The organism is Albimonas pacifica (genome assembly GCF_900113695.1).
GTDB classification, from domain to species: domain Bacteria; phylum Pseudomonadota; class Alphaproteobacteria; order Rhodobacterales; family Rhodobacteraceae; genus Albimonas; species Albimonas pacifica.
Window position 1 is genome coordinate 68,443 of sequence record NZ_FOQH01000004.1, and the last position, 23,563, is coordinate 92,005.

At 74.8% G+C, this 23,563-nt stretch carries 25 protein-coding genes; 8 read left to right on the plus strand and 17 right to left on the minus strand.

What is annotated here, in order from left to right:
- Positions 1–8: 8 nt before the first annotated feature.
- The 3 genes from BM064_RS08655 to BM064_RS08665 form a co-directional block, all read right to left on the minus strand.
- Positions 9–143 (minus strand): aa3-type cytochrome c oxidase subunit IV, encoded by a 135-nt coding sequence (locus tag BM064_RS08655; RefSeq protein ID WP_092859372.1) that lies wholly within the window; start codon positions 141–143, stop codon positions 9–11.
- 133 nt (positions 144–276) lie between these two features.
- Positions 277–1,323 carry an MBL fold metallo-hydrolase gene (locus tag BM064_RS08660; protein ID WP_092859373.1) on the minus strand — a complete coding sequence of 349 codons (1,047 nt, stop codon included), beginning with the start codon at positions 1,321–1,323 and terminating at the stop codon, positions 277–279.
- Entirely contained in the window at positions 1,320–3,044 is a 1,725-nt protein-coding gene (locus BM064_RS08665; RefSeq protein WP_092859374.1) for an acyl-CoA dehydrogenase, read from the minus strand. Before BM064_RS08665 ends, BM064_RS08660 begins: the two co-directional genes overlap by 4 nt.
- 504 nt (positions 3,045–3,548) lie before the next feature.
- Between BM064_RS08665 and BM064_RS08670 the strand changes: the two genes are divergently transcribed.
- Together BM064_RS08670 and BM064_RS08675 are read left to right on the plus strand one after the other, a co-directional pair.
- On the plus strand, positions 3,549–4,439 hold the full coding sequence (locus BM064_RS08670) for a YkgJ family cysteine cluster protein (RefSeq protein WP_092859375.1): 891 nt from the start codon (positions 3,549–3,551) through the stop codon (positions 4,437–4,439).
- Between the two features lie 163 nt (positions 4,440–4,602).
- Positions 4,603–5,784 (plus strand): M48 family metallopeptidase, encoded by a 1,182-nt coding sequence (locus BM064_RS08675; protein WP_092859376.1) that lies wholly within the window; start codon positions 4,603–4,605, stop codon positions 5,782–5,784.
- A gap of 69 nt (positions 5,785–5,853) precedes the next feature.
- Here the strand turns inward: BM064_RS08675 and BM064_RS08680 are convergent, their stop codons facing one another.
- Positions 5,854–6,351 (minus strand): MarR family winged helix-turn-helix transcriptional regulator, encoded by a 498-nt coding sequence (locus tag BM064_RS08680; RefSeq protein ID WP_092859377.1) that lies wholly within the window; start codon positions 6,349–6,351, stop codon positions 5,854–5,856.
- A gap of 247 nt (positions 6,352–6,598) precedes the next feature.
- On the opposite strand from BM064_RS08680, the gene BM064_RS08685 reads away from it, so the two are divergent.
- Positions 6,599–7,024: an organic hydroperoxide resistance protein gene (locus BM064_RS08685; protein ID WP_092859378.1), complete on the plus strand. Its 426-nt coding sequence runs from the start codon at positions 6,599–6,601 to the stop codon at positions 7,022–7,024.
- Between the two features lie 227 nt (positions 7,025–7,251).
- Here BM064_RS08685 and rlmH read toward each other — a convergent pair whose 3' ends face one another.
- The 5 genes from rlmH to BM064_RS08710 form a co-directional block, all read right to left on the minus strand.
- A complete protein-coding gene (gene rlmH, locus BM064_RS08690; protein WP_092859379.1) occupies positions 7,252–7,722 on the minus strand; it encodes a 23S rRNA (pseudouridine(1915)-N(3))-methyltransferase RlmH in 471 nt (156 codons plus the stop codon).
- Positions 7,723–7,741: 19 nt separating this feature from the next.
- Positions 7,742–8,107 carry a ribosome silencing factor gene (gene rsfS, locus BM064_RS08695; RefSeq protein ID WP_092859380.1) on the minus strand — a complete coding sequence of 122 codons (366 nt, stop codon included), beginning with the start codon at positions 8,105–8,107 and terminating at the stop codon, positions 7,742–7,744.
- A gap of 235 nt (positions 8,108–8,342) precedes the next feature.
- Positions 8,343–9,131, minus strand: a complete 789-nt coding sequence (locus BM064_RS08700; protein ID WP_092859381.1) for a DUF3108 domain-containing protein — start codon at positions 9,129–9,131, stop codon at positions 8,343–8,345.
- A 112-nt stretch (positions 9,132–9,243) separates the two neighbouring features.
- Positions 9,244–9,507, minus strand: a complete 264-nt coding sequence (locus BM064_RS08705) for a hypothetical protein (RefSeq protein ID WP_092859382.1) — start codon at positions 9,505–9,507, stop codon at positions 9,244–9,246.
- 255 nt (positions 9,508–9,762) lie between these two features.
- Positions 9,763–10,641 (minus strand): branched-chain amino acid aminotransferase, encoded by an 879-nt coding sequence (locus BM064_RS08710; RefSeq protein WP_092859383.1) that lies wholly within the window; start codon positions 10,639–10,641, stop codon positions 9,763–9,765.
- A gap of 266 nt (positions 10,642–10,907) precedes the next feature.
- Here BM064_RS08710 and BM064_RS08715 point away from each other — a divergent pair, with 266 nt between their 5' ends.
- Positions 10,908–11,417 (plus strand): MarR family winged helix-turn-helix transcriptional regulator, encoded by a 510-nt coding sequence (locus BM064_RS08715; protein ID WP_092859384.1) that lies wholly within the window; start codon positions 10,908–10,910, stop codon positions 11,415–11,417.
- Positions 11,418–11,428: 11 nt separating this feature from the next.
- Positions 11,429–12,163, plus strand: coding sequence for a response regulator (locus BM064_RS08720; RefSeq protein ID WP_092859385.1), 735 nt, complete (start codon positions 11,429–11,431; stop codon positions 12,161–12,163).
- Between the two features lie 464 nt (positions 12,164–12,627).
- Here BM064_RS08720 and BM064_RS08725 read toward each other — a convergent pair whose 3' ends face one another.
- Together BM064_RS08725 and BM064_RS08730 are read right to left on the minus strand one after the other, a co-directional pair.
- Positions 12,628–13,767, minus strand: a complete 1,140-nt coding sequence (locus tag BM064_RS08725; protein WP_092859386.1) for a glycosyltransferase — start codon at positions 13,765–13,767, stop codon at positions 12,628–12,630.
- Positions 13,768–13,862: 95 nt separating this feature from the next.
- Positions 13,863–14,558, minus strand: a complete 696-nt coding sequence (locus tag BM064_RS08730) for a sugar transferase (RefSeq protein WP_092859387.1) — start codon at positions 14,556–14,558, stop codon at positions 13,863–13,865.
- A 294-nt stretch (positions 14,559–14,852) separates the two neighbouring features.
- Here BM064_RS08730 and BM064_RS08735 point away from each other — a divergent pair, with 294 nt between their 5' ends.
- Positions 14,853–16,412: a polysaccharide biosynthesis/export family protein gene (locus BM064_RS08735; protein WP_177236194.1), complete on the plus strand. Its 1,560-nt coding sequence runs from the start codon at positions 14,853–14,855 to the stop codon at positions 16,410–16,412.
- Between the two features lie 357 nt (positions 16,413–16,769).
- Here BM064_RS08735 and BM064_RS08740 read toward each other — a convergent pair whose 3' ends face one another.
- From BM064_RS08740 to BM064_RS28315, 4 genes are all read right to left on the minus strand, one after another.
- On the minus strand, positions 16,770–17,588 hold the full coding sequence (locus BM064_RS08740) for an SseB family protein (RefSeq protein ID WP_092859389.1): 819 nt from the start codon (positions 17,586–17,588) through the stop codon (positions 16,770–16,772).
- 154 nt (positions 17,589–17,742) lie between these two features.
- Positions 17,743–18,729, minus strand: coding sequence for an alpha/beta fold hydrolase (locus BM064_RS08745; protein WP_092859390.1), 987 nt, complete (start codon positions 18,727–18,729; stop codon positions 17,743–17,745).
- Positions 18,696–19,337, minus strand: a complete 642-nt coding sequence (locus BM064_RS08750; protein WP_092859391.1) for a uracil-DNA glycosylase family protein — start codon at positions 19,335–19,337, stop codon at positions 18,696–18,698. The genes BM064_RS08745 and BM064_RS08750 overlap by 34 nt, the downstream gene beginning before the upstream one ends.
- Positions 19,334–19,621 (minus strand): MnmC family methyltransferase, encoded by a 288-nt coding sequence (locus tag BM064_RS28315; protein ID WP_092859392.1) that lies wholly within the window; start codon positions 19,619–19,621, stop codon positions 19,334–19,336. Before BM064_RS28315 ends, BM064_RS08750 begins: the two co-directional genes overlap by 4 nt.
- Before the next feature lie 365 nt (positions 19,622–19,986).
- On the opposite strand from BM064_RS28315, the gene BM064_RS08760 reads away from it, so the two are divergent.
- Together BM064_RS08760 and BM064_RS08765 are read left to right on the plus strand one after the other, a co-directional pair.
- Positions 19,987–21,075, plus strand: coding sequence for an NAD(P)/FAD-dependent oxidoreductase (locus tag BM064_RS08760; RefSeq protein WP_092859393.1), 1,089 nt, complete (start codon positions 19,987–19,989; stop codon positions 21,073–21,075).
- Between the two features lie 13 nt (positions 21,076–21,088).
- The gene (locus BM064_RS08765; protein WP_092859394.1) at positions 21,089–21,673 is read left to right on the plus strand and encodes an MOSC domain-containing protein; all 585 of its coding nucleotides are present in this window, start codon (positions 21,089–21,091) and stop codon (positions 21,671–21,673) included.
- Positions 21,674–21,830: 157 nt separating this feature from the next.
- Here the strand turns inward: BM064_RS08765 and BM064_RS08770 are convergent, their stop codons facing one another.
- Together BM064_RS08770 and BM064_RS08775 are read right to left on the minus strand one after the other, a co-directional pair.
- Positions 21,831–22,280 (minus strand): DUF1810 domain-containing protein, encoded by a 450-nt coding sequence (locus BM064_RS08770; RefSeq protein ID WP_245779102.1) that lies wholly within the window; start codon positions 22,278–22,280, stop codon positions 21,831–21,833.
- Complete coding sequence (locus BM064_RS08775) at positions 22,277–23,296, minus strand: NADPH:quinone oxidoreductase family protein (RefSeq protein ID WP_092859395.1); 1,020 nt, start codon at positions 23,294–23,296, stop codon at positions 22,277–22,279. Before BM064_RS08775 ends, BM064_RS08770 begins: the two co-directional genes overlap by 4 nt.
- Positions 23,297–23,563 lie beyond the last annotated feature (267 nt).

Consider the following 23,563-nt stretch of genomic DNA (forward strand, 5'->3'; position numbering starts at 1 on the left):
GGGCGGCGTCAGCTGTTCACCAGCGCCATGAAGATCAGGATGATCGCCACCAGCACGGCGACGATGTTGATCGTCTTGAGGAACAGGCCGAAGGTCTTCTCCTGCTCGGTGATGTTCATCTTGCCGGGCTCGTAGTCGGCCATGTGGGTCGCTCCCCTTGGTCGGCGCCGGGCGGGCGCACGTCGATGGTCTCTCCCGCCTCCTATCCGCGCGGGCGCGCGGGGATCAAGGCGGAAATGGTCGCAATCGGCCGCGCAGGCGGCCGGCCGGCCGCGCTCAGCGCGCCAGGCGCCACAGCCAGGCGCCGTCCTCGCGCGCCTCGCGCACCGCCTCGCCCGAGCGGCGCATGTGGTTGAGGTGGCCCAGCGCCTCGTTCAGCGCCAGGCGGTAGACGGCGGGCGGGATCTCGCGCCCGAAGAGGGGCACGAAGCACTCGGAGGCGGTGCGCGGCTCCGCCAGGTGGGCGCGCAGGCGCTTGATGGCGCCGTGGTGGTTGGCGATCAGCTGGCGGAACCGCGTCGGCAGGCCGGTGTAGACGCCCTTGTGGCCCGGCAGCGCCAGGTGATCCTCGCGCGCGTGGGCCAGCAGCTTCTCGCAACTCTCCAGCCATTCGCCGACCGGGTCGGCGTCGGGCTCGGTCGGGTAGACGCCGAGGTTGGAGGAGATGCCGGGAATCGCCTGGTCGCCGACCACCACCAGATTGTCGTCCAGCGACCAGAAGGTGGCGTGCTCGGGCGCATGGCCGTCGCCCATGCGCACCGTCCAGCGACGGCCGCCCATGGCGATCTCCTCGCCCTCCACGATCCGGCGGTAGCCCAGCGGCAGCCGCCAGGTGGCGGCGGAGGTGTTGAAGGGCCCGTCGGCCACGAACTTCTCCACCAGCTCCGCCGGCACGCCGCCGCGGGTCCAGTGGGCCAGCATCTCGGGCGGGTGCGTCTCCTGGTGGTCGAGCTGCAGCATCCGCGCGTTCAGCCAGGCGGTGCGGGTGGTCCAGAACTCGGCCCCGTGCTCCTTGATGAACTTGCCCACCAGCCCGACGTGGTCGGAGTGGTGGTGCGTGGCGATCACGCGGGCCACGCCCTTCCCCCTCAGCGGCCCCTCTTCCAGCTTCGCCCAGGCCTCTAGGCAGAGCTTGTGGCGCAGGCCGGTGTCGACCACCGTCCAGGCGTCCCCCTCGTCGAAGAGGTAGACGTTGACGTGGTCGAGCCGGCTGGGCAGGCCGATGCGGGTCCACAGGACCCCCTCGGCGATCTCGACGGTCTCGCCGCGCTCGGGCTCGGGGAAGGGGTGACGGACGCCGGTGCGGGTCTCCTCCCCGCTCACGAGGCCAGCTCCTCCGCGCTCAGCGCATAGAGGGGGGCGGCGCCGTCCATCGCGGCCTCGCACAGCGCGTCGAGGGCCGGGAACTCCCGTCCGAAGAAGTAGCGGGCGAGCGCGGTGCGCCGGTCGGCGTCGGCGCCCGTGGCGGCCGCGGCGCCCTTGAGCAGGTAGGAGCCGCCCAGCGCCAGCGCCCAGGCGCGCAGATAGTCGACCGAGCCGGCGTTGCGGTCGTTGGGCTCGGCCGCCAGCATCCACTGGGTCGCGGCCTCCAGCGCGTCGGCGCCGACGGCGAGCTGGCCGCCCATCTCGGCGAGGTCCCCCGCGGCGGCGTGCGCGACGTCCCGGATCTCCCGGAGCAGCCCGTCGGCGGCGGTCCCGCCGTCGGCGAGCTTGCGGCCGACCAGGTCGGCGGCCTGCACGCCGTTGGTGCCCTCGTAGATCGCGGTGACGCGGACGTCGCGGTAGAACTGGGCGGCGCCCGTCTCCTCGATGAAGCCCATGCCGCCGTGGACCTGGATGCCGAGCTCGGCCACCTCCATGCCCGCGTCGGTGCCGAAGGCCTTGGCGATCGGGGTCAGGAAGGCGCCGCGGGCGAACCAGGCCTTGGCGTCGGCCTTTGGCGCCGCCTTGGCCATGTCGAGCGAGAGCGCGGTGTCGAGGCAGATGGCGCGCGCCACCTCGGTCAGCGCCTTCATGCGCATCAGCATCCGGCGCACGTCGGCGTGGCCGATGATGGTCTTGGAGCCGTCCGCGGTGCGGCCCTGGACGCGGTCGACGGCGTATTCCAGCGCCTTCTGGTAGGCGGCCTCGGCGATGCCCAGGCCCTCGACGCCCACGCCCAGGCGGGCGTTGTTCATCATGGTGAACATGCAGGCGATGCCGCCGCCCTCGGGGCCGACGACCCAGCCCTTCGCGCCCTCGTAGCTCATCACCGCGGTCGGCGAGCCGTGGATGCCCATCTTGTGCTCGAGGCTCACGACGCGCAGCGCGTTCGCCTCGCCGGGGTTTCCGTCCGCGTCGGGAATGTACTTGGGGACCAGGAACAGCGACAGGCCGCGGGTGCCGGCGGGGGCGTCGGGCAGGCGGGCGAGCACCAGGTGGCAGACGTTCTCGGCCACGTCATGGTCGCCCCAGGAGATGTAGATCTTCTGGCCGGTGATCGCATAGCTGCCGTCGTCGTTGCGCTCGGCCTTCGTGGTGGCGGCGCCTACGTCCGAGCCCGCCTGCGGCTCGGTCAGGTTCATCGTGCCGGTCCACTCGCCCGAGGTCAGCTTCGGCAGGTAGAGGGCCTGCATCTCGGGGGAGGCATGGGCCTCCAGCGCCTCGATCTGGCCCTGCGACAGCAGCGGGCAGAGGGAGAGCGCGAGGTTGGCGGAGGCGAACATCTCCCCCATCGCGGTGGCGAGCGTCAGGGGCAGGCCCATGCCGCCATGCTCGGGGTCGGCGGCGATGCCGACCCAGCCGCCCTCGGCGATCTGGCGGTAGGCGTCGGCGAAGCCCGGCGAGGTGCGCACCACCCCGTTCTCGAGCTTCGCGGGATGCAGGTCGCCGTTGCGGTTGATCGGGGCCAGCACCCCCGAGGCGAGCTTGCCGGCCTCGTCGAGGATGGCGCTCCGGGTCTCGGCGGTCGCCTCGGCGAAGCGCTCGGTGGCGGCGAGCTGGTCGGCGCCGACGACATGGTCGAGGCAGAAGGCCAGGTCGCGGATCGGGGCCTGGTAGGGCATGGGCGTCTCTCCCGTCGGGCCGGACGTCGCGCGTCGGAGGCGGGCCTCCGCGGCGCCGTCGCGGGCGGTTTTGCTTCGCGCCGGGGGGACGGCCGACGCCCGGGGAGGCCGAACGCCGCCGCGGACGCGCCACGCCCCGAGCGCGGTCGCGCGGACGCTACGCGCCGGGCGCGGGCCTGTCCAGCGCGCACGGCCGGGGAAGGGGCGCGCGGATTGACGCGAACGGCAGCCGCGCCCTGCCCCGCCCCCCGCGGCGCCCTCGCCCCCGCCCCGATCGCCGTTCGCGCCGCCCTCGCCCCTGCCTGGTCGCCCTTCGCGCAGCCTCCGCGGCGCCCTCCCGCTCCGCCTCCCGCCGCCCGGCGCCGATCTCCGTCGCAACCGGCGTAGCCCCCGCATCCCGTCTGGCCTCGCCCCCGCCCGGCGGACTATCGTGGCCGCCGACCGCAGCCCATCCGAACCTGTCGGAGCGTGCATGACCCTGCCCGTCCTCTTCCCGTCGCCCGCATGCTGAAGGGCCGTCCCGCGCGCCCCGGCCGCCCGGCGGCGCCGCCGGCGCTGCCGGCGTGGACCCGGCCCTCGCCGCGGCTCTCGCCCGCGGACCGCGAGCGCTATGCGCGGCTCTTCGCCGGGCTCGCCGCCCTGATCGCCCGCCCGCGGGAGAAGGTGGTCACCGCCCTGCTGCAGGAGGCCTCGGCCCGCGTGCTGGTGGACCTGACCGCCGAGGCGGTGCGCCAGGGCGTGCCGTGGAAGCGCTTCTCGACCGCGGTCATGGAGGGGGCGCCGGCCTCGGCCCTGGGGGAGGAGGACCTGCCGGCCCTGCTCGGCCGCCTCGCGGGGACCGCGCCCGCCCTGCCCGGCCCCCTGCAGGCGCTGGAGGGACGGGTGCAGGAGCGGCGCGACGCCTGGGCCTGCGGCGCCGGCTGCTGGATGTGCTGCGCGATCAACGCCCGCGTCACCGCCCTGCCCGCCGAGGTCCGCGCCGCCTGGGAGATCCTCAAGGACCTGCCGCAGGAGACCGCCCCCCACCCCCGCGCCTGCCCGGCGCTGGGGGCGGACGGCCTGTGCCGGGTCTACGCGGCGCGCCCCGCGGTCTGCGGCCGGCTCGGCTCCACCGACGTGGCGGCCTGCGAGGCGGCGCTCGCGCGATACGACGCCACCGGCGAGGTGGGGCCCTTCATGCAGTCGGCGGCCTCCGCCCTCGACCCCTGGGCCTTCGCGAGCCTGCTGGCCGAGCTCGCCGACGAGCCGCGCCGGCAGGTCGACCTCGTCACCTGCCTGCACCGCCTGCGGGCGGGCGCGAAGATGGCCGACGCGCTGGGCGCCGGCCGCGCCGCCCACCTCGCCGCCAACCCCGGCGAGCGCAACCGCCTCGACCCCGCCCCCCGCGGGCGCTGAGCGCGCGGGACCGGGCCGCGCGCCCCCTGCGACACGGCCCTGCGGCGAGGATTCCCCGCGGGCGCCCTCGTTTCCCGCCGCCAAACCGTCTAAGGAGGGGGCCGAGGGCAGATGGACGCGCAGGCCGGAACGGCCGCGCGCAAGAGGAGCGCGACGCGCAGGCATGGCGGGCGGCTTCGGACGCGGCGGATCGGCGGGCAGGACCGCGCTTTCCAGATATGCGCTCCTGGAATCCACGGGCGTCTATCGCGACGGCGTCTCCCAGCGCCCGCAGGAGGTGGTGGTCCGCTTCGGCGAGGCCTCGCTGATCCTGATGAGCTTCGACGACATGCCCGTGGCCCACTGGGCGCTGGCCAGCCTGCGCCGGGTGCGCGCGCCGGGCGCCGGCGGCGAGGCGCTGTCCCTGACGCCCGAGCCCGACGACGCCTGGGGCGACGCCGACGGCGACGAGAGCCTGCTGATCGCCGATCCCGAGATGATCCGCGCCATCGAGGAGGTCTGCGCCGACCTCGACCGGCGCCCCTCGCGCCTGCCGGGCCTTTTGCGCCTGTTCGGCTGGTTCGCCGCCGCCGTGGCGCTGGGCGCGGCGCTGGTGGTCTGGGGCCTGCCCTACGCCACCCAGCGGCTCGCCGACCTGGTGCCCCCCGCGCAGGAGCGCAAGCTGGGCGACGCGGTGATGGCCAGCCAGATCGAGGCGACCGGCGTGGGCGAGGACCCGATCTGCACCACCCCCGAGGGCGAGCAGGCGCTGCGCCGCCTCTCCGACCGGCTGCTGGCCGGGGTGCGCCTGCACGTGCCGGTGACGCTGGAGGTCGTGCGCTCGCCCCAGGTCAACGCCTTCGCGGCGCCCGGCGGGCGGGTCGCGATCCTCTCGGGCCTGCTCGAGACCGCCTCCGGCCCCGACGAGGTGGCCGCGGTGCTGGCGCACGAGCTGGGCCATGTCGCCCATCGCGACGGGCTGCGCGCGCTGCTGCGCCAGGCCGGGACGCAGGGGCTGATGACGCTGTTCCTGGGGGACCTCGCCGGCGGCTCGCTGGCCGGGCTGACGCAGATGGCGCTCGCCGCCTCCTACTCGCGCGAGATGGAGACCGAGGCCGACGCCTTCGCCCACCGGATGCTGGTCGACGCGGGGCTGCCGACGGGAGCGCTGGCCGACTTCTTCCGCGGCCTGCAGCAGATGTCGGGCGAGCGGAGCGAGGGCCTCGCGCGCCACTTCGCCTCCCACCCCGACCTCGACGCAAGGGTGGAGGCCGCCGAGGCCGCCGACCACCTGCAGGGCGGCGCCTGGCGCCCGGCGCTGGAAGACGCCGACTGGATCGCGCTGAAGGAGATCTGCGCGGGCTGAGCTCGCGGCAGGGCCCGGCCCGCGGGCGCCGGGGCGCCTCCCGCCTCCGCTTCCGCCTGCGCCGGTTCGTCAGGCGGCGGCTTCGGCCTCCTGCCGCTCGGCCCAGGCGGACAGGCGCTCGCGCAGGGCGGAGACCTCGGCGTTGAGCGCGACCAGGCGCTCGACCGGCAGGCCGGTCGCCTCGACCAGCGCCTCCTGCAGGCCCTCGGTCCTGGCGCGCAGGGCGCGGCCCTCGTCGGTCAGGGTCACGCGCACGGCCCGGGCGTCGCCCCGGTCGCGGCTGCGCGCGATCAGGCCCGTCGCCTCCAGCCGTTTCAGCACCGGGGTCAGGGTCGAGGTGGCCAGCCGCAGCTCGGCGCAGAGCTCCCCCACCAGCCGCCCGTCGCGCGCCCACAGCGCCGTCATCGCCAGGAACTGCGGATAGGTCAGGCCCATCCGGTCCAGCCAGGGACGGTAGACGCGGTGCATCGCGTGGCTCGCCGAATAGAGCGCGAAGCACAGCATCATGTCGGTGGGCCGCGTCTCGCGAGGGGCGGACGGGCCGGGGTCGGCGCCGGCGCGGGTCATGGAGCCTCCTGTAGCGCCCCGGGGACCGCGGCCCCCGGGGGATGTGGGCGGGGCGCATCGCCCCGGAAGACGTCCCCGGACCCGAGGCCCGGACGGACCGGGCCCGGACGGGGCCCGGGGTCATCCTACCAACAATATCGCGCCCGATATAGTCGTTCGCGATTGACTTCGGGAGGGCGGCGCCCCAGATAGGTCTCACGCGATAGATCGCGCACGACACATTCGGAACGACGCAAAGGAGACCCCCATGTCCGTCGACGTCAAGTACACCACCAAGGCCCGCGCCACCGGCGGCCGCGACGGCGCCGCCGAAACGCTGGACGGCTCGCTGAAGGTGAAGCTGGCGCCGCCGAAGGAGATGGGCGGCTCCGGCGACGGCAACAACCCCGAGCAGCTGTTCGCCGCCGGCTACGCGGCCTGCTTCCTGGGCGCGATGAAGGCGGTGGCCCGCGGCGAGGGCTTCCCCAAGGTGCCCAACGACGCGACGGTGACGGCGACCGTGGGCATCGGCCCGCGCTCGGAAGGCGGCTTCGGGATCACCGCGGCGCTGGAGATCTCGCTCCCCGGCGTCGACAAGGCCGAGGCGGAGAAGCTGGTCGAGGCCGCCCACCAGGTCTGCCCCTACTCCAACGCCACCCGCGGCAACGTGGACGTGGGCCTGACCGTCGCCTGATCGCGACGCGGCCGCCCGGGGGCGGCCTGACGACCCTGCGGCCGCCCCCGGGCGGCCGCGCCGCCGCGGGCGGGCCCGAGGGCCGCGCCCGCGGACGACGGCCCGCAGCGTCTTCCGCACGCCGGCGGGCCGATGCCCGCGCGGCCGGGCCCCGTGCGGGCCGACGGCGCGCATCCGGCCGGCCGGCGGTCTCATGACCCTCGGGGGGAACCCGCCCGGAGCCCGCCTCAGGCGCGGTGGTAGGGGGAGCCTGCGAGGATGGTGGCGGCGCGGTAGATCTGCTCGGCCGCCATGGCGCGGGCCAGCATGTGCGGCCAGACCATCTTTCCGAAGCTGAGCATCAGGTCGGCGCGCGCGCGCACGGCGTCGGAGTGGCCGTCGGCCCCGCCGATCGCCAGCACCGCGTCGCGGCGGCCCTGGTCGCGCCAGTCCGCCAGGCGGCCGGCGAAGTCGGGGGAGGTCAGGGTCCGGCCGCGCTCGTCCAGCACGATCAGGGCGGCGCCGTCGGGGAGGGCGGCGAGGATCAGCTCGCCCTCGGCCTCCGCGCCGCGGCCCTTCCTGTCCTCGACCTCCAGCAGGCGCGCAGGGCCGAGGCCCAGCGGCCGCGCCGTCCGGTCGAAGCGCGTCAGCCAGTCGTCGACGAGCGCCGCCTCGGGCCCGCCGCGGGCGCGGCCCACGGCGACCAGGTGCACTCTCACGCCGGACCCGGGGTGCGGGTCAGGCGTAGGAGGGCGAGGTCGAGGCGCGTTTCGCCGCGTCCTCGGCCGGAAGCCACATCTTCTCGAGCTGGTAGAACTCGCGCACCTCGGGCCGGAACACGTGGACGATCACGTCGCCCGCGTCGATCAGCACCCAGTCGCCCGCGTCCTTGCCCTCGGCCCGGGCGAGGACCCGGGCGTCGGCCTTGAGGCGTTCGATGAGCTTCTCCGAGATGGCGGCCACCTGGCGGGACGAACGGCCGGAGGCGATCACCATGAAGTCGGCGATGTCCGACTTGCCGCGCAGGTCCACCTGCACGATGTCCTCGGCCTTGTCGTCCTCGAGCGAGTTCAGAACGAGCCGGAGCAGGTCTTCGCCACCCATTCGCTCCGTGTTCTCCGACGGGGTCGCCCCCGTGCTTTCGAGTCCGGTCAGTTCGATTTCCTCCACGTCGCGCGCCGGAAATCCTCTTCGCGCCCCGGCGCCGGGCGGAGTCTCAACATAGTCCAAAGGGGGGCATCGCTCAACCAGTGGGCGCCCGGCGCCCGGAAAAACGGCGGATAGAGCGGCTTGGCCGCCGGTGCAAGCCGATTCGCACGGGACCGGGCGGCGGCGGCCCTCACCGCAGGTCGATCCGCCCGGTGGCGTAGCCCAGCGGCCAGGAGACCTGCAGGCGCACCGGGGTCGGCCGGCCGTCCATCTGCGCGATCCACAGCAGGCGCGAGAAGTCGGTCTCCTCGGTCTCGCGCTCGTCGTCGACGGGGAAGCCGCCGATGCGCTCGATCCCCAGGCGGCAGCGACGGGCGGGGCCGGCGTAGGTCCAGTCGCGGTCGGCCTCGATCTCGTCGAGCCCCTCGTCGCGCACGCTCAGCGCCATCATCCGCACGCCGTCGTAGATCGCCCATTCCCCGGCGCAGCCCTCGCCCGCCTCGATCTGGTCGAGCACCGCGAGCACCGCCGCCGCCGGGTCGACCGAGCGGGGCAGCAGGCCCTGCGGCACCGGCGTCAGCTCCTCCTCCGGGGCGCCGGCGCGGTGGGTGACCTCGGGCGCCTGGCCGGGATCCCAGTCGACCAGCCGGTCGTAATCCTCGTCGCCGAATTCGCCGGTGATGGTGAACAGGCGGCCGCCGTCGGCCTCGCGCCGGGTGGCCTCGGTCAGGGTGAAGTCGAAGAGCATCGAGGCGAGCCCCTTCGAGCGCGCCTCGATGGTCAGCGCGCCGGCCTCCCCGGGTTCGTGGCGCACCCGGAACTCGCCCAGCGCCACCGGGCCCCAGTCGAGGTGGTAGAGCAGGTCGCGCGCGTCCCCCTCCGCCCCGGCGGGCTGGGTCGAGGCGTGGGCGGGCCCCTGCGCGGACGCCGGAAGGGCGGGCAGCGCGAGGGCGAGGGCGAGGGCGGCGGATCGGCGCATCCCGGGACTCCATTCATCTCGGAAACGTCACCGAAGCGTTAAATGCGGCGCCGCAACGTGCAAGCGAAATTCGCGTGAGGCGGGCGTGGGCGGGCCGCGCCCGGCGCGGGGCTCAGTCCTGGAAGCCCAGGGGAAACCACAGCCCGGGCCGCTGGGGATCCCCCATCATCTCCTGCACGTCCTCGGGGTCCAGGGTCGAGACGTCCACATCCTCGACCATCCGGCTCACCGGCGGCAGAGCCCGGCCATGGAAGACGCGCGAGGCGATCAGGTCCAGCGCGGCGGCGGGATCCTCGGCGGTGACGCCGAAGCGGGCGAGGCCGAACATCCTCGCGCCGGCGCCGCGCTCGAACTCGATCCAGTAGCGTCTGGGCATGTCGTTCCCTTCGCAGCGGCGCGGCCGGTCGCACGATATTCGGATGCCCTTCCGCCACGTCGCGCGCAAGCCGTCCGGGCGCGCCTCCCGGCGCAGAGCTCGGCCTGCGACGGCATTCCGGTCGGGCGCGCGCCGACCGGCCCCCGCCCGAGCCCGCCCGCAGGGCGCTTCCGGCCCGGGCGGACCGAGCGCCGCAAATGCGAGGGGGCCGGAGGCTTGCGCCCCCGGCCCCGCGATCCTGCGCCGGCGCGGCGGTCAGCGGTTGCCGCGGACCAGGCGCTCGTACTCGTTGGCGATGCCGACGGCCATCGGGCCGACGTCGAAGCTGTAGTCGCCGATCTTGCCCACGGGCGTGACCTCGGCGGCGGTGCCGGTCAGCCAGCACTGCTCGAAGCTCTCCAGCTCGTCGGGCATGATGTGGCGCTCGATCACCTCGACGTCCTTCTGCTTCAGGAGGTCGATCACCGTCTGGCGGGTCAGGCCGTTCAGGAAGCAGTCGGGCGTCGGCGTGTGCACCTTGCCGTCCTTGGTGAAGAAGATGTTGGCGCCCGTCGCCTCGGCCACGTAGCCGCGGTAGTCGAACATCAGCGCGTCCGAGCAGCCCTTGGCCTGCGCCGCATGCTTGGACATGGTGCAGATCATGTAGAGACCGGCCGCCTTGGCGTGGCAGGGGATGGTCTCGGGGCTCGGCCGCTTCCACTTCGAGATGTCGAGCTTGGCTCCTTGCGTCTTGGCGTCGCCGTAGTAGGCGCCCCACTCCCAGACCGCGACCGCGAGGTGCACGGGGTTCAGCAGGGCCGCGACGCCCATGTCTTCGCCCGAGCCGCGCCACATGATCGGGCGCACGTAGCAGTCCTTCAGCCCGTTGGCGGCCATCGCGGTGGCCTTGGCCTGCTCGATGTCGTCGACCGTCCAGCGCGAGGGGATGTCCATCGCCTTGGCCGAGTCCAGCAGGCGCTGGGAGTGCTCGCGGCTCTTGAAGATCTGGCCGCCGTAGGCGCGCTCGCCCTCGAAGACCGAGGAGGCGTAGTGGAGCGCGTGGGTCAGTACGTGCACCTTGGCCTCGCGCCAGGGCACCAGCGCCCCGTCCATCCAGATGACGCCGTCGCGATCGTCGTAGGCTCCACCGGCCATGGCCACGTTCCCGTATCCTCGCCGGGGCTCCCCTTGCGGAGCCTCCGGCCCGTTTCGTCGGCGACCCTCCGGCGTTCCGGAAATGTCGCTGCTGCACCGCCGCGAGAAATAATGTTGCTTTCAGGGGCGTGGCGGCGATATAGCAACGCGAACTTGGACAGTCAACAAGGCTGACGTAAAATCCCGCCATGAGCTCAGCAGACACTCCCAGCCGCGCCCGCGGCGCCTCGCCCGGCCCCCAGGGCGCCCGGCCCCCCGCCGCCCGCATGCGCGGCTCGGGCCTGAATCGCGGCGATCAGCTCCTGTTCCTGACGGACGCCCAGCTCCGCCAGGGGGTGGAGCTGATGTTCTTCGCCTATCGCGACATGATCGCCGACGCGGATCGCGTGCTCGAGACAAGGGGCTACGGCCGCGCCCACCACCGCTGCCTGCATTTCGTGTGGCGGCGGCCGGGAATGTCGGTCTCCGAGCTGCTGGACACGCTGAAGGTGACCAAGCAGTCGCTGAACCGGGTGCTGCGGCAGCTGGTCGAGGACGGGATGATCGACTCGAAGGTCGGCCCCTCGGACCGCCGCCAGCGCCTGCTGACGGCGACGCCCGAGGGCGAGGCGCTTGTCCGCAGCCTGTCGGACGCGCAGAATGCCCGCATGCGGCGCGTCTTCATGGAGGCGGGCGCCGAGGCGGTGCAGGGATTCAAGACGGTGCTCGCGGACATGATCGACGAGGACAGCCGCGAATCGGTGCTGGCGCTGGTCAACGACCAGCCCGGCGCCTGAGCGGGGCCCCCATGAACGACGAGACGACGGGCCTTGCGGAGGCCGCCGCCGCGGCGACCGAGCCTCCCGACGCCCATATCCTGGTGATCGACGACGACGAGCGGATCCGGACGCTGCTCAAGCGCTACCTGGCGCGCTCGGGCTTCTACGTGACCGCGGCGCGGGACGCGGCCCATGCGCGGCGGCTGCTGGAGGGGCTGGAGTTCGACCTGCTGGTGGTCGACGTGATGATGCCGGGCGAGGACGGGATCAGCTTCGCGCGAGCCGTCCGCCCGACCCTGCGCGCCCCGATCCTGCTGCTGACCGCCCGCGGCGAGGCCGAGGACCGGATCGCGGGGCTGGAGGCCGGCGCCGACGACTACCTCGCGAAACCCTTCGAGCCGCGGGAGCTGCTGCTGCGCATCGGCGCGATCCTGCGCCGCACCCAGCCGGTGGGTCCGAAGCCCGAGGCCCCGCGCACGCTGCAGCTGGGCCCGGTGCGCTACGACGTGGCCCGCGGCGAGCTGTGGCGGGGCGAGGAGCAGGTGCGCCTGACCACGACCGAGAGCGCGCTGATGAAGATCTTCGCGCGCACCCCGCACGAGCCGGTGGACCGCCAGACGCTGCTCGCCGAGATGGACGACGCCCAGGAGCGCGCCGTCGACGTCCAGGTCACCCGCCTGCGCCGCAAGATCGAGGCCGACCCCAAGGCGCCGCGCTACCTGCAGACGGTCCGCGGCTCGGGCTACATGCTGGCGCCGGACTGAGGGCCGGGCTCCCCGGCCCATAGGCGCCCTGCGGGCGGGCTTGGGTCTGCGGCAGGCGGCGGGCGCGCGCTCGCCCGCGCCGCGCTCCGAGCCGCGCCGTCGGCAGAGGCCCCGGGTCAAGCCCGGGGCGCCCTGTGCACCGTCGGTTGCGCGGAGAGGCGAGTCGGGCCGCGGGTCAAGGCTCGCGCAGCGACCCGGCGAAGCCGGGCCTGGCCTTGAGGCGCGGCCCGACTCGTCGCACGCTCGCCGGAGGCCGGCCCTGCCGGCCGTCTCAGCAGATGGCGACGGCTCCGCCCCCAGCCGAACGCCGGTTGTTCCCCCCCGACGCCCGCCACAGGAAACGGCGCCCAAAGGCCCCGACGCCTGCAACGCGCCGCGAGCCGAACGCTCCCCCCGGAGCCCAGCAGCCGTCGCGGCGCCGCCCGGGCGGCCGTCAGGCCGCCCGCTCGATGGCTATGCGGCCGTCAGGCCGCCTGGGCCACCGCGGGGGGCGCCTCGGGCAGGCCCAGCTCGGGGGCCATGCGGCGGATGGCGGACCACATCCCGGCGCGGAACTGCTCGGGGCCGAAGGACTGGGCGTGGGCGGCGACCCGCTCGGGGTCGAGGCCGGGCTCCATCTCCGTCTCGAAGCGGCGCATGGCCTCGGCCAGGCTCTCGGCGGTCTGGGCGTCGAAGAGCAGGCCCGAGACGCCTTCCTTCACCGTGTCCAGCGCGCCCCCGCGGCCATAGGCCAGCACCGGGCGGCCGCAGGCCATGGCCTCCAGCGGGACAATTCCAAAGTCCTCGACGCCCGGGAACAGAAGGGCGCGGCAGGAGTGGTAGAGGGCCCGCATCTCGCCGTCCGGCACGCGGCCGAGGAACTCGACGCCCGGGCCGGCCAGCTTCTTCAGCCGCTCCATTTCCGAACCCGAGCCCACGATCTTCAGCCGTCGGCCCAGCAGCTTGCAGGCCTCGATGGCGAGGTCGGCGCGCTTGTAGGGGACCAGCTCCGACAGGAACAGGTAGGGCGCGTCGGGCCCGGGAGCAGGGGCCGGCCGGTAGGCCTCGAGGTCCACGGGCGGGTGCACCACGTCGGACTCGCGCCCCCAGCAGCGCATCACGCGGCGCGCGACGAAGGAGGAGTTCGCCACGTAGCGGTCCACCCGGTTCGCGGCCGCCACGTCCCAGATCCGCAGCTTGTGGCTGACCACGGTCCACAGCATCCGCATCGGCCAGTTCAGCCCCGCGCGGTAGGCGTGGTACTGGTCCCAGATATACCGCATGGGCGAATGCGTGTAGCACAGGTGCGGCGTGTCGGGGTTGCAGATCACGCCCTTGGCCGGGCCGCTCTCAGAACTCAGCACCAGGTCGTAAGAAGACAGATCCAACTGCTCGAGCGCGTAGGGCATCAGCGGCAGATATTTCTGGTAATGCTTCCTGGCGCCCGGCAGCCGCGCGATGAAGGTCTCGCGGATCGTGTGGCGCCGCAGCAAGGGGCTCAGCTTCTCGCGATCGCAGACATGGGTGTAGATGTCGGCGTCGGGGAACATCAGGCAGAGCTGCTCGAGCACGCGCTCCCCGCCCCGCATCCCGACCAGCCAGTAATGGATGATGGCGACGCGCATCCGCGGCCTTCCTCGGTCATGGAAATGAAAACGCCGGAGCCGATGGCTCCGGCGGACGGGCCTCGCCGCGGGGTCGCGGCTGCGCCGAGGGGCGATCAGCGGCCGGTGGGCCGCACGATCACGAGCGCGGTGCGCAGCATCACCCACAGGTCGAAGCCCGGGGCCATGCGGCGCAGGTACTCGATGTCCAGCGACACGCGCTGGGCGTAGCTGACGTCGTTGCGCCCCGAGACCTGCCACAGGCCGGTGATCCCCGGCTTCATGGCGCAGTAGACGGAGCGCGCGGGACCGTAGAGCTCGGTCAGCTCGTCGTCGGGCACCGGCCGCGGACCGACGAAGGACATGTCGCCCTTCAGCACGTTCCACAGCTGCGGCAGCTCGTCGAGCGAGGTCTTGCGCAGAAAGGCGCCGACCGCGGTGATCCGGGGATCCTCGGTCAGTTTGCGGGTCGCGGCCCATTCCGCCGCGGCCTCGGGGTTCTCGTCCAGGTGGCGGGCCAGCCGCTCCTGCGCGTCACGCACCATGGTGCGGATCTTCCAGCACCGGAACGGCTTGCCGTTCCGGCCGGTCCGGACATGCCCGAAGAACGGCGCCCCACCGTCCCGGGCCCAGACCATCGCCGCGAGCGCAAGCACCACCGGCGCCACGATCGGAACGAGAGCCAGGGCGATCACCACATCCAGCAGGCGCTTGCCGCCCGCCTCGTACGCGCCGCGGACGGACGCGAACGATCTGCGGGGCGACAACGCATCCGCAGCATAGAAGTGATCGTCCGCATTCACATGCTTCATCACATCCCCACTCATACCGGAATTCGAATACGAATTCCGCCGGCACTTCGCCCGGAGACTTGGATTCCGAGCCATCCCTCACACACGGCTTAGTATGGGCGTTCGCAGCGTGAACTCAATGGAAAATTTTCTGTTAACGCTGCCTTAACCGTGCGGCCGGATTGCCGCAGGACGCAGAAGCGCACGTTTTGACTTAGGATTACGCCTTAACGCCAAGCGGATGCGATGGTAACACCTGATCGCGGCCGAGGGGCGCCATGTGTTGCGGCGCAGCAAAAAGAAGAGGGCTCGCCCATGAGAGTTTCCGCCGTTCTCGCGGTTCTGGCGCTGGGAGGCTGCGGTCTCATCTACACCGCGCCGAACGTCTACGAAGAGGGGGACGGGCGCGGTTTCGCCTCCGATTCCACCTCGGACGTGCAGGTGATTCCGATGACCTTCGAGACGGCGCTGGAGGCGAATCTGACCGCCTACGTGCCGCAGCGTCTGCCGGAGGCCTTCCGTCCCCAGCCGAACCCCTCGCCGGGGCGGGTCGGGGCCGGCGACGTCAGCATGCCGAACCTGCCGGAGATCGACGCGGTCTCGACCGGCTCCGGCCCGGAGTTCGAGCTGCCGCCGACCGCCACCGCGCTGCAGCCCCCCGCGGGCGACGTGCCGGTGAACCTGCCCGACCCGATCGAGCAGACGCCCTACCGCATCGGCGTCTCGGACGTGGTGCTGCTGTCCACCAACACCTCGGGCGCCACGCTCGAGGACGTGCCCTCCCTCCTCAACGCCCAGTCCTCGCGGCAGGGCTACGTGGTGCAGGACGACGGCGCCATCGCCATCCCCGACGTGGGCCGCGTGCGCATCTCGGGCATGACCATCGAGGAGGCGGAGGCCGAGATCTTCCAGGCCCTCGTCGCCCAGCGCCTCGACCCGTCCTTCAGCCTCGAGATCGCCGAGTTCAACTCGCAGCGCGTCTCGGTGGGCGGCGCGGTGCGCTCGCCCCGGGTGCAGCCGATCTCGCTCAAGCCGCTGAGCCTGACCGAGGCGCTGCAGCTCGCCGGCGGCGTCGAGTCCGAAGATCTCGACTACGCCGTGGTGCGCCTGTTCCGCGACGGGCAGGTCTACCAGGCCCCGGTGCGCGCGCTCTACGGCACGGACGCGCTGACCGACGTGCAGCTCCAGGACGGCGACGCGATCTTCGTGGACGCCGACTACGACCTGAGCCAGGCCCGCGCCTACTTCGAGGAGCAGCTGCGCCTGCGGCAGTTCCAGCTGCAGGAGCGGGAGTTCGTGTTCCAGCAGCGCCGGGCCGAGATCGACGACGCCCAGTACGCGGTGACGCTCGCGGACTTCGAGCTGCGCAAGGCCCAGCTTCGCCAGCAGCTCAACCAGATGCGGGTGCAGATCGGCCAGTACGACCTGGCCCGCAACACCGACGCCCGCAGCGAGGCGCAGGCCCAGCGCCAGGCCTTCCAGGACCGGGTGTCGATGGGCGCGGTGCGTCGCGACTACGTCTACACCGCGGGCGAGCTGCGCAGCCTGACCCGCACGCCGCTGCCGTTCGAATCGCGCTCGAACCTGGCGGACATCCTGCTGGGCGTCGGCTCGCCGAACATCCAGTACGCGGACTACGAGGAGATTTACGTGATCCGCATGAACCTGACGCCGGCGGCGCCGGGTTCGGTGACGGCCTATCGCCTGGACGCCTCCAACGCCGCCAGCCTGTCGACGGCGACGGTGTTCGAGATGCGGCCCAACGACATCGTGTTCGTGGCCGAGCAGCCGATCACCTCCTGGGGCCGCACGATCAACCAGCTGGTTCCCAACCTGATCGGCCAGGCCGCCACGCTGGCCAACGCCACCAACTGACCCCGGCGCGGCCGAGCCCCGCTCGGCCCGCCCCCGAAACGCCGAAGGCCGCGCCCCCCGGGCGCGGCCTTCTTCATTCCGGCGCGTCCGATCCGGCCGCCGCCTCCCCCGGAAGCCCCGGTGCGCGCCCTTCGGCCCCGCGCCGCGCGCGCGTCCCCGGCCCCGGGCGCGAGGCCCCACGCGGCGCCTCCGACGCCTGCGCTGCGTGCCCTGCGATCCCGGCGGGCGCGACGCCGCCCCCGTCGCCCGCGGCCTCCCCCACGCGCCGCGCCCGCCGTGCGCCGCGGGCGGAACCCGGCGGCGGGCGCGACGCCGGACGCGGCGCTCCCGCCGTCCGCGCAACGGACGGCGGGCGCCTCAGCGCAGTTTCGGGGGGCGGGACGGGTCCATGCCGGGCGCGGCGCCGGGGACGGCGGGGGCCTCCGGCTCGGGGATCTCGAAGCCGAGGCCGGCGCGACGGGCCGCGGCCAGCGCCGGGCCCCCGGCGGGGGCGAAGAAGATCTCGACCGGGCAGTCGGGCGCGGCGAGGCGCGCGCTTTCCGAGATCGCGAGGACCACCGCGCGGCGGCGGGCCTCGGCGGCGGCCTCCAGGGCGCGGCCGGCCGCGGGGGCGCCGCTCTCGCGCTCGGCCAGCGCCAGGGCCAGGCGGTCGCCCTCGGGCGTCTGCGCCGAGACCAGCCAGGCCTCCGCCAGCCAGGCCCCCAGCGCCGCCAGCTTCGCGTCCAGCGCCGAGATCAGCGCCGGCTCCGCCCCGCGCGGCGCCGACAGGGCGCTGATCCGGCCCTCGGCGTCCCGCGCCTCGGCGGCGGAGACCTGCGCCATCCACTCCAGCGCCTCGGCCGCGTGGAACATCTCCGAGGGCGCGACGCCCGGGTTCACAGCCAGGTTCACCCCCCGCCCCGTCAGCATCCCGATCAGCGCCCGGCCGGGCGCCTCGGCATAGTCCTCGCCGCCCCCGAAGGCCGCCAGCCGCGTCTCGTCGTCGAAGGCCAGCGCCGTCGGCCCCGCCTCCAGCTCCAGCAGCAGGGGCGAGAGCGCCCCGTCCGGCCCCGGCGGCGCCTTCAGCAGCAGGCACAGGCGGGCGTTGAGCAGCGCGTCGATCACCCGACCGTCCGCGACGTCCCCCCCGGCGAGGCGCATGGCGCGGTCGAGCGGGGTCTCGGGGGCGTCGGTCATCGCGAAAGTCTCCGGGCAGCGGCGGTCGGCGTCCGTGTCGGCCCTGCGGGCGCGGCAGTCAATGGGTCGCACGGCGCCCCGCGGGCGCGCCGGCGGGGGTCTCTTCGCGCCGGGGGCCGCGAGGGGCCGCCGGCCCGCGGCGCCCGCCGGGCGCTCAGTCGGCCGGCGTCGCGGACGCCGTCGGGGGCAGGCCGCGCGCCAGGATCCAGTCGCCGACCAGACGGTGCACCGTCCTGGCCTCCAGGTCGCGCAGCAGCATGTGCCAGCCGGTGGAGACGTAGGCGAACTCCTTGGGCCCCGGCAGCCGCTCGAAGGCCGCGCGGACCGAGCGCTCGGGCACCACCTGGTCGTGGGCGCCGTGCACCACCAGCGTGTCGATGCGGTCCTGCGGCGCCGCCGCCCAGGCGCGGTCCATCAGCCGGATCAGGCCCAGGAACTCCCGCGACGAGGGGTTGGCATAGTGCAGCGGATCGGCCGAGAGGGCGCGCAGCATCTCGATGTTGTCCGAGGGGTAGATCGTCACCGGGCTCGCGCGGGCCGAGAATCGCTGGTCCGGCACGATCTGCGCCGCCGTCCAGGCCGAGGCGCGGAACAGCGGGTTCATCGTCTCGCCCCCCCAGACCGCCGGCGCCAACAGCACCACCCCGGCGACGCCGGGCAGGCGGCCCTCGCCGGCCGCCGCCAGCGCCACGCCGCCGCCCATCGAGTGGCCGGCCACGAACAGCGGCAGGTCCGGGTGGCGCGCCTGCACGTCGCGCGCGGCGGCCTCCAGGTCCTCGATCAGCGCCTCCGGCCCCGGCCAGCGGCGGTTGGAGGCGTTGCGCCCGAAGCCGCGCTGGTCGTAGGCGTAGACCTCGATCCCCCGCGCCGCCCATTCCGAGGCCGCCGCGCCGTAGGTCGAGGGGCCGTAGTCCCCGTAGCCGTGCAGCGCCAGCAGCACCGCGCGGGGCCGCTCGGCGGGCCAGCGCGACAGGGCCAGCGGCCCGCGGGGGGTGACGATCGCCTGCCCGTCCTCGGCCCCGGTCAGCAGGCCGTCGAGGACGCTCGGCGCGCCCGGCCCCGGCGCGCAGGCCGCGGCCAGCAGGGCGAGCGAGAGCGCCGCGGCGCTCAGAGCAGGTCGGAGACGCGGGCGCGCAGCCATGGGACCAGCTCCTCCTCGAACCAGGGGTTGCGACGCAGCCAGGCGGTATTGCGCCAGCTGGGATGGGGAAGGGGAATAGGACCGGGCAGGTGGTCGCGCCAGTCCCTGACCCGCTCCGTGAGATTGCGTTTCCCGCCCAGCGCCCAGGCCTGGGCATGGGCGCCGACCAGCAGGGTCAGCTCGACCTGCGGCATGGCCGCCAGCGCCCGCTCCCGCCACAGCTGCGCGCAGAGCGGCGGCGGCGGCAGGTCCGAGCCGCGGGCGTCGTAGCCCGGAAAGCAGAAGGCCATGGGCAGGATCGCGACGCGGGATCGGTCGTAGAACGTCTCCCGGTCCACCCCCAGCCAGTCCCGCAGCCGGTCGCCGGAGCGGTCGTCGAACGGCAGGCCCGAGGCATGCACCCGCGCCCCCGGCGCCTGCCCCGCGATCAGCAGCCGCGCGGTCGAAGAGATCCGCGTCACCGGCCGCGGCGCATGGGCGGTGCGGGTGGCCGCGAAGCGCCCGGCGCAGGCCCGGCAGGCCGCGATCTCCGCCTCCAGCGCCGCGATGCGCGCGGCCGCGGGGTCGGGCGTCGGCGCCGCGACGCGGCCGGGGGCGCGGGCGCTCATGGCAGCCGCCCCGCGGTGATCCGGCGCTTGACGCAGCGGCGTCGCCGCCGCTCGACCGTGAAGCCCGCGGGCGCCGGCGCGGCGGCGGAGAAGGCGGCGCAGGTCCCGCCCCTGCGGGTGCGCCGAGCCGCGGCGAGCCGCGCGGGCGTCCGCATCTCCGGGTTGCGCGCCGGCGCGAAGCCGTCGGCATGGCGGCGCGAGCGCGGCCGCGCCCCGCGCCGCTCGATGTCGCCCTCGCCCGGGGGATCCGGGACCGGCGGCGCCGCGATGCTGTCGAGTTCCATGAACGGAGAATGGCGACGACGCCGGGGCCTGCGCAAGCCCTCGCGACGGCGCCGCGCGCGCCGCGCCCGCCGCTCCGCCCGCCGCCCCTCGATCCCTGCCCGCGCCTCCCGCAGCAGCCGTGCCCGGGCGCGAGCCGCAATCGCGCTGCGCCGGCGGATCGGGCGGAGCGCAAGCCCCCTCTCCCCGAAGCCCCCGCCTCCCTCCCCACCCGGGCCCGGCCGTCGCGCCGCCCGCGCCGGCGCGCCGGGGTGGGCGGGCGGGAGGCGTGCCGGCGCGGGCGGCGCGGCGGTCGGGCGGGACGTCTGCGCGCCGGGCGCAGCGGCGCCCCTTGCCCCTCTCCGCCCCGCGTGGTCACGTCCGCGCCATGACGAGCGGGACAGGCATCGACGTGCTGGTGGCGGGGGGCGGCGCCTTCGGGCTGTGGACCGCGCTCGCCTGCCTGAAGCGCGGGATGCGCGTCGCCGTGGCCGACGCCGGGCGCATCGGGGCGGCGGGCGCCTCGGCGACCCCGACCGGCGCCCTCGCCCCCCACCAGCCGGGCCGCCCGACGCCCCTCAAGAGGCTCCAGGCCCAGGCGCTCGCGGGCCTGCCCGAGGCGCTGGCGGCGCTGGAGGCGGAGACCGGCCTCGGCGTCGGCTACGCCCGACCCGGACGGCTCTCGATCCTGCCCGACGCCGCCGCCCGCGAGCGGGCCGAGACCCGCTTGCCCGCCCTGCGCGAGGCCCAGGGCGAGGCCTGCGCGATCCGCGTCCCCGGCGCCTGGCCCGAGGGCTGGCTGGAGGCGGAGGCGGCGCTCTTCGATCCGGCCACGGCCCGGCTCGACGGCGCCCGCCTGCTCGCGGCCCTTCGCGCGGCCTGCGAGGCGCGGGGCGCCCGGATGCTGGACGGGGCGGTGCTGCTCGACCCCGCCCCGCGGGCGGAGGGCTTCGCGCTGTCCACCGGGCCGCTGCGGGCGGGCCGGCTGGCGCTCGCCACCGGCGCCGCCGCCTTCGCCGCCGCGGGCCTCGCCGGCGGGCCGGAGCACGGGCAGGCCGCGCGCCTGGGGCTGGCCGCGCCCGAGGGCGCGCCGGTGATCATGGGCCGCGGCCTGTGGATCGTGCCCCATGCCGACGGGACCGTCGGCGTCGGCGCCACGGCCGAGAAGGGGCGCGCCGACCTGCGGACGGACGCCCAGCTCGACGCCGTGGTGGCGCGGGCGCGCGCCCTCTGCCCGCTGCTGCGCGACGCCCCGGTGCTGGCGCGCTGGGCGGGGCTGCGGCCGCGGGCGACCTCGCGCGATCCGGTGGTCGGCCCCCTGCCCGACCGCCCGCAGGTGGTCGTCGCCGGCGGCGGCCAGCGCATCGGCCTCGCGCTCGCCCCGCTCTGCGCCGAGGCGGCCGCGGGGTTCCTCGCGGGCGACCCGCCCCCCGACTGGCCCGCCGGCTTCCTGCCCGCCGCCCATCTCCCCGCCTGAGCCCGGAGCCCCCATGCCGATCCTCGTCCCCACCGACTTCACCGCCGAGATCGTCTACCTCGGCATCGTCCCCGACCGGGAGGCCGGCCTGGTCTCGACCCCGCTCGAGACCGTCGCGGTCGACTGGACCGGCTTCGCGGGCGAGTGCCACGGCGGGCTGACCCGCCCCTCCTGCTCCCGCGTCACCTCGCAGTATCCGAAGAAGGGCGTCGAGATCCGCAACGTGCGCCAGCTCTCCGTCCTCTCGGCCGAGGAGCTCGAGGCGATCGCCGCGAAGATCGGGCTGGAGCGGCTGCCGCCGGAGTGGGTGGGCGCCAACCTGGTGCTGCGCGGGATCGAGGGGTTCACCGACGTGCCCCCCTCCTCCCGCCTGATCTCGGACGGCGGCGTGGCGCTGACCGTGGACATGGAGAACGCGCCCTGCCAGCTCCCCGCCCGGGTGATCGAGGACCTCGCCCCCGGCCACGGCAAGGCGTTCAAGTCCGCCGCGAAGGGCAAGCGCGGCGTCACCGCCTGGGTGGAGCGGCCGGGCGCCCTGAGCCTGGGCGAGCGGATGCGCCTGCACGTCCCGCCGCCGGTGAAGCGCCGCTGGATCTGAGGGCGGGGTCCGTCCTCGGCCCCCGCCCGTCTTCGCCCGCCCGTCTTCGCCCGCCCGTCGGCCGCCCCGCGGGGGGCCGGCGTAGAGGCCCCGGGTCAGGCCCGGGGCGCGGGCCGCGTCCGCGCGGCTGCGCCCGGAGGGTCCCCGACGCGGCGCCTCAGTCGCGCAGGGCGGCGAGCGTCGCGGGGCAGCGCTCGCCCCCGAAGAACCGCTCCAGGGCCGCGTCGAAGGGCGCGGGGTCGTCGGCGGCCGCGGCGAAGAGCGTGAGGCAGGAGCGCAGCTTCAGGTCGTCCGGCGCGCCGAAGAGGCGGCGCGGCGAGGGTTCGCCCGACTCCATCGCCGCCGCCACCCCTTCCAGCAGCCGGGGGCGGAGCACGGGGTGGGCGAGATAGGCCCGCGCCTCCGCCAGGCCCGAGATCGCGTAGCGCTGCGTCATGGCGCTGCGCCCGAGCCCCTCGAGCTGGGGGAACACGAACCACATCCAGTGGCTGCGCTTGGCCCCGGCGCGCAGCTCGGCGAAGGCGCGCGCGACCGCGCCCTCCTGCGCGGCGACGAAGCGGGCGAGGTCGAACAGGTCGGCCTCGCCGGAGGTCGCGCGCCCGCTCACGGGGTCAGCAGCACGCGGCCGATGGCGTCGCGGCCGGTGACCAGCTTCATGCCCTCGCGGAACTCGGCCAGCGGCATGGTCGCGTAGACCTCGGGCCGGATCTTGCCCGCCGCCCACCAGTCCATCAGCGCCTCGACCCCGCGGCGATAGTCGTTGGCCCAGCGCTCGCGCTCGTCCTTCACGCCCCAGCCGACGTGCTGGCCCATGTTGAAGCCGGCCACGTGAATGTTCTTCAGAAGCAGGATGTTGGCGGGGACCGAGGGGATGCCGCCCCCCACGAAGCCGATCACGATGTGCCGCCCGCCCACGTCGAGGCAGCGCAGCGAATCGTGGAACACCTTCTCGCCGACCGTGTCGTAGACGACGTTGACGCCGAGGCCCCCGGTCGCCTCCGCCACGTAGTCGCGGAAACCGGTCCGGGTGGAGTCGATCACGTGCTCCACGCCCCGCTCGCGCAGGAAGGCGGCCTTGGTCTCGCCGCGGACCACGGCGAAGGGCTCGGCCCCCATGGCCCGCGCGATGTCGACGGCCGGCAGGCCGACGCCGCCGCAGGCGCCGTGGACCAGCGCCTTCTCGCCCGGCTGCAGCTTCGCGCGCCAGACCAGCCCGCCGTAGGCCGTCATCCAGGAGATCGGCACGCCGGTCGCCGCGCCCGCGTCCAGCCCCTCGGGGATCTTGTAGACATGGCGCGAGTGCACCACGACCTGCCCCGCGTAGCCGCCCCAGTCGAGCGCCGCGCAGACCCGGTCGCCGACCTCGAAGGGCGCGTCGAGCGGGCCCTCGCCGACCTCTAGCACCGTGCCCGAGACCTCGGCGCCGGGCGAGAACGGCAGCGTCGGCTTGCGCTGGTACTTGCCCTCGACGACCAGGGTGGTGGCCCAGCTCACCGCGGCGTGGGAGACGCCGATGCGCACCTCGCCGGGGGCGAGGGGGCCGGGGACGGGAACCTCCTTCAGCTCCATCTCGTCGTAGGGCCGCCAGCTTTCGCAGATCACGGCGGGCATCGTCTCGCCCATTCGGCGTTCCTCCTGAGGGTCTTTCCGCGGGGCCGGCTCCCGGCCGGCCGGTCGGGAGGGACTGTCGCGGCGCCGCCCGGCAGGGTCAACGCCGGGGGCGCTGCGACGATGCCGCGGGGCGGGAGGGCGCCGCAGGGCGGGATGCGTCGGCGGATCGGACCGCGGCCCGGCCAGGCGGCGGAACGCGGCTGCGGGACGAGTCTGGGGGACGAGCCGGGGGGACGAGCGGGGGGACGAGCCGGGGGGACGAGACTGCGGGACGGGCCC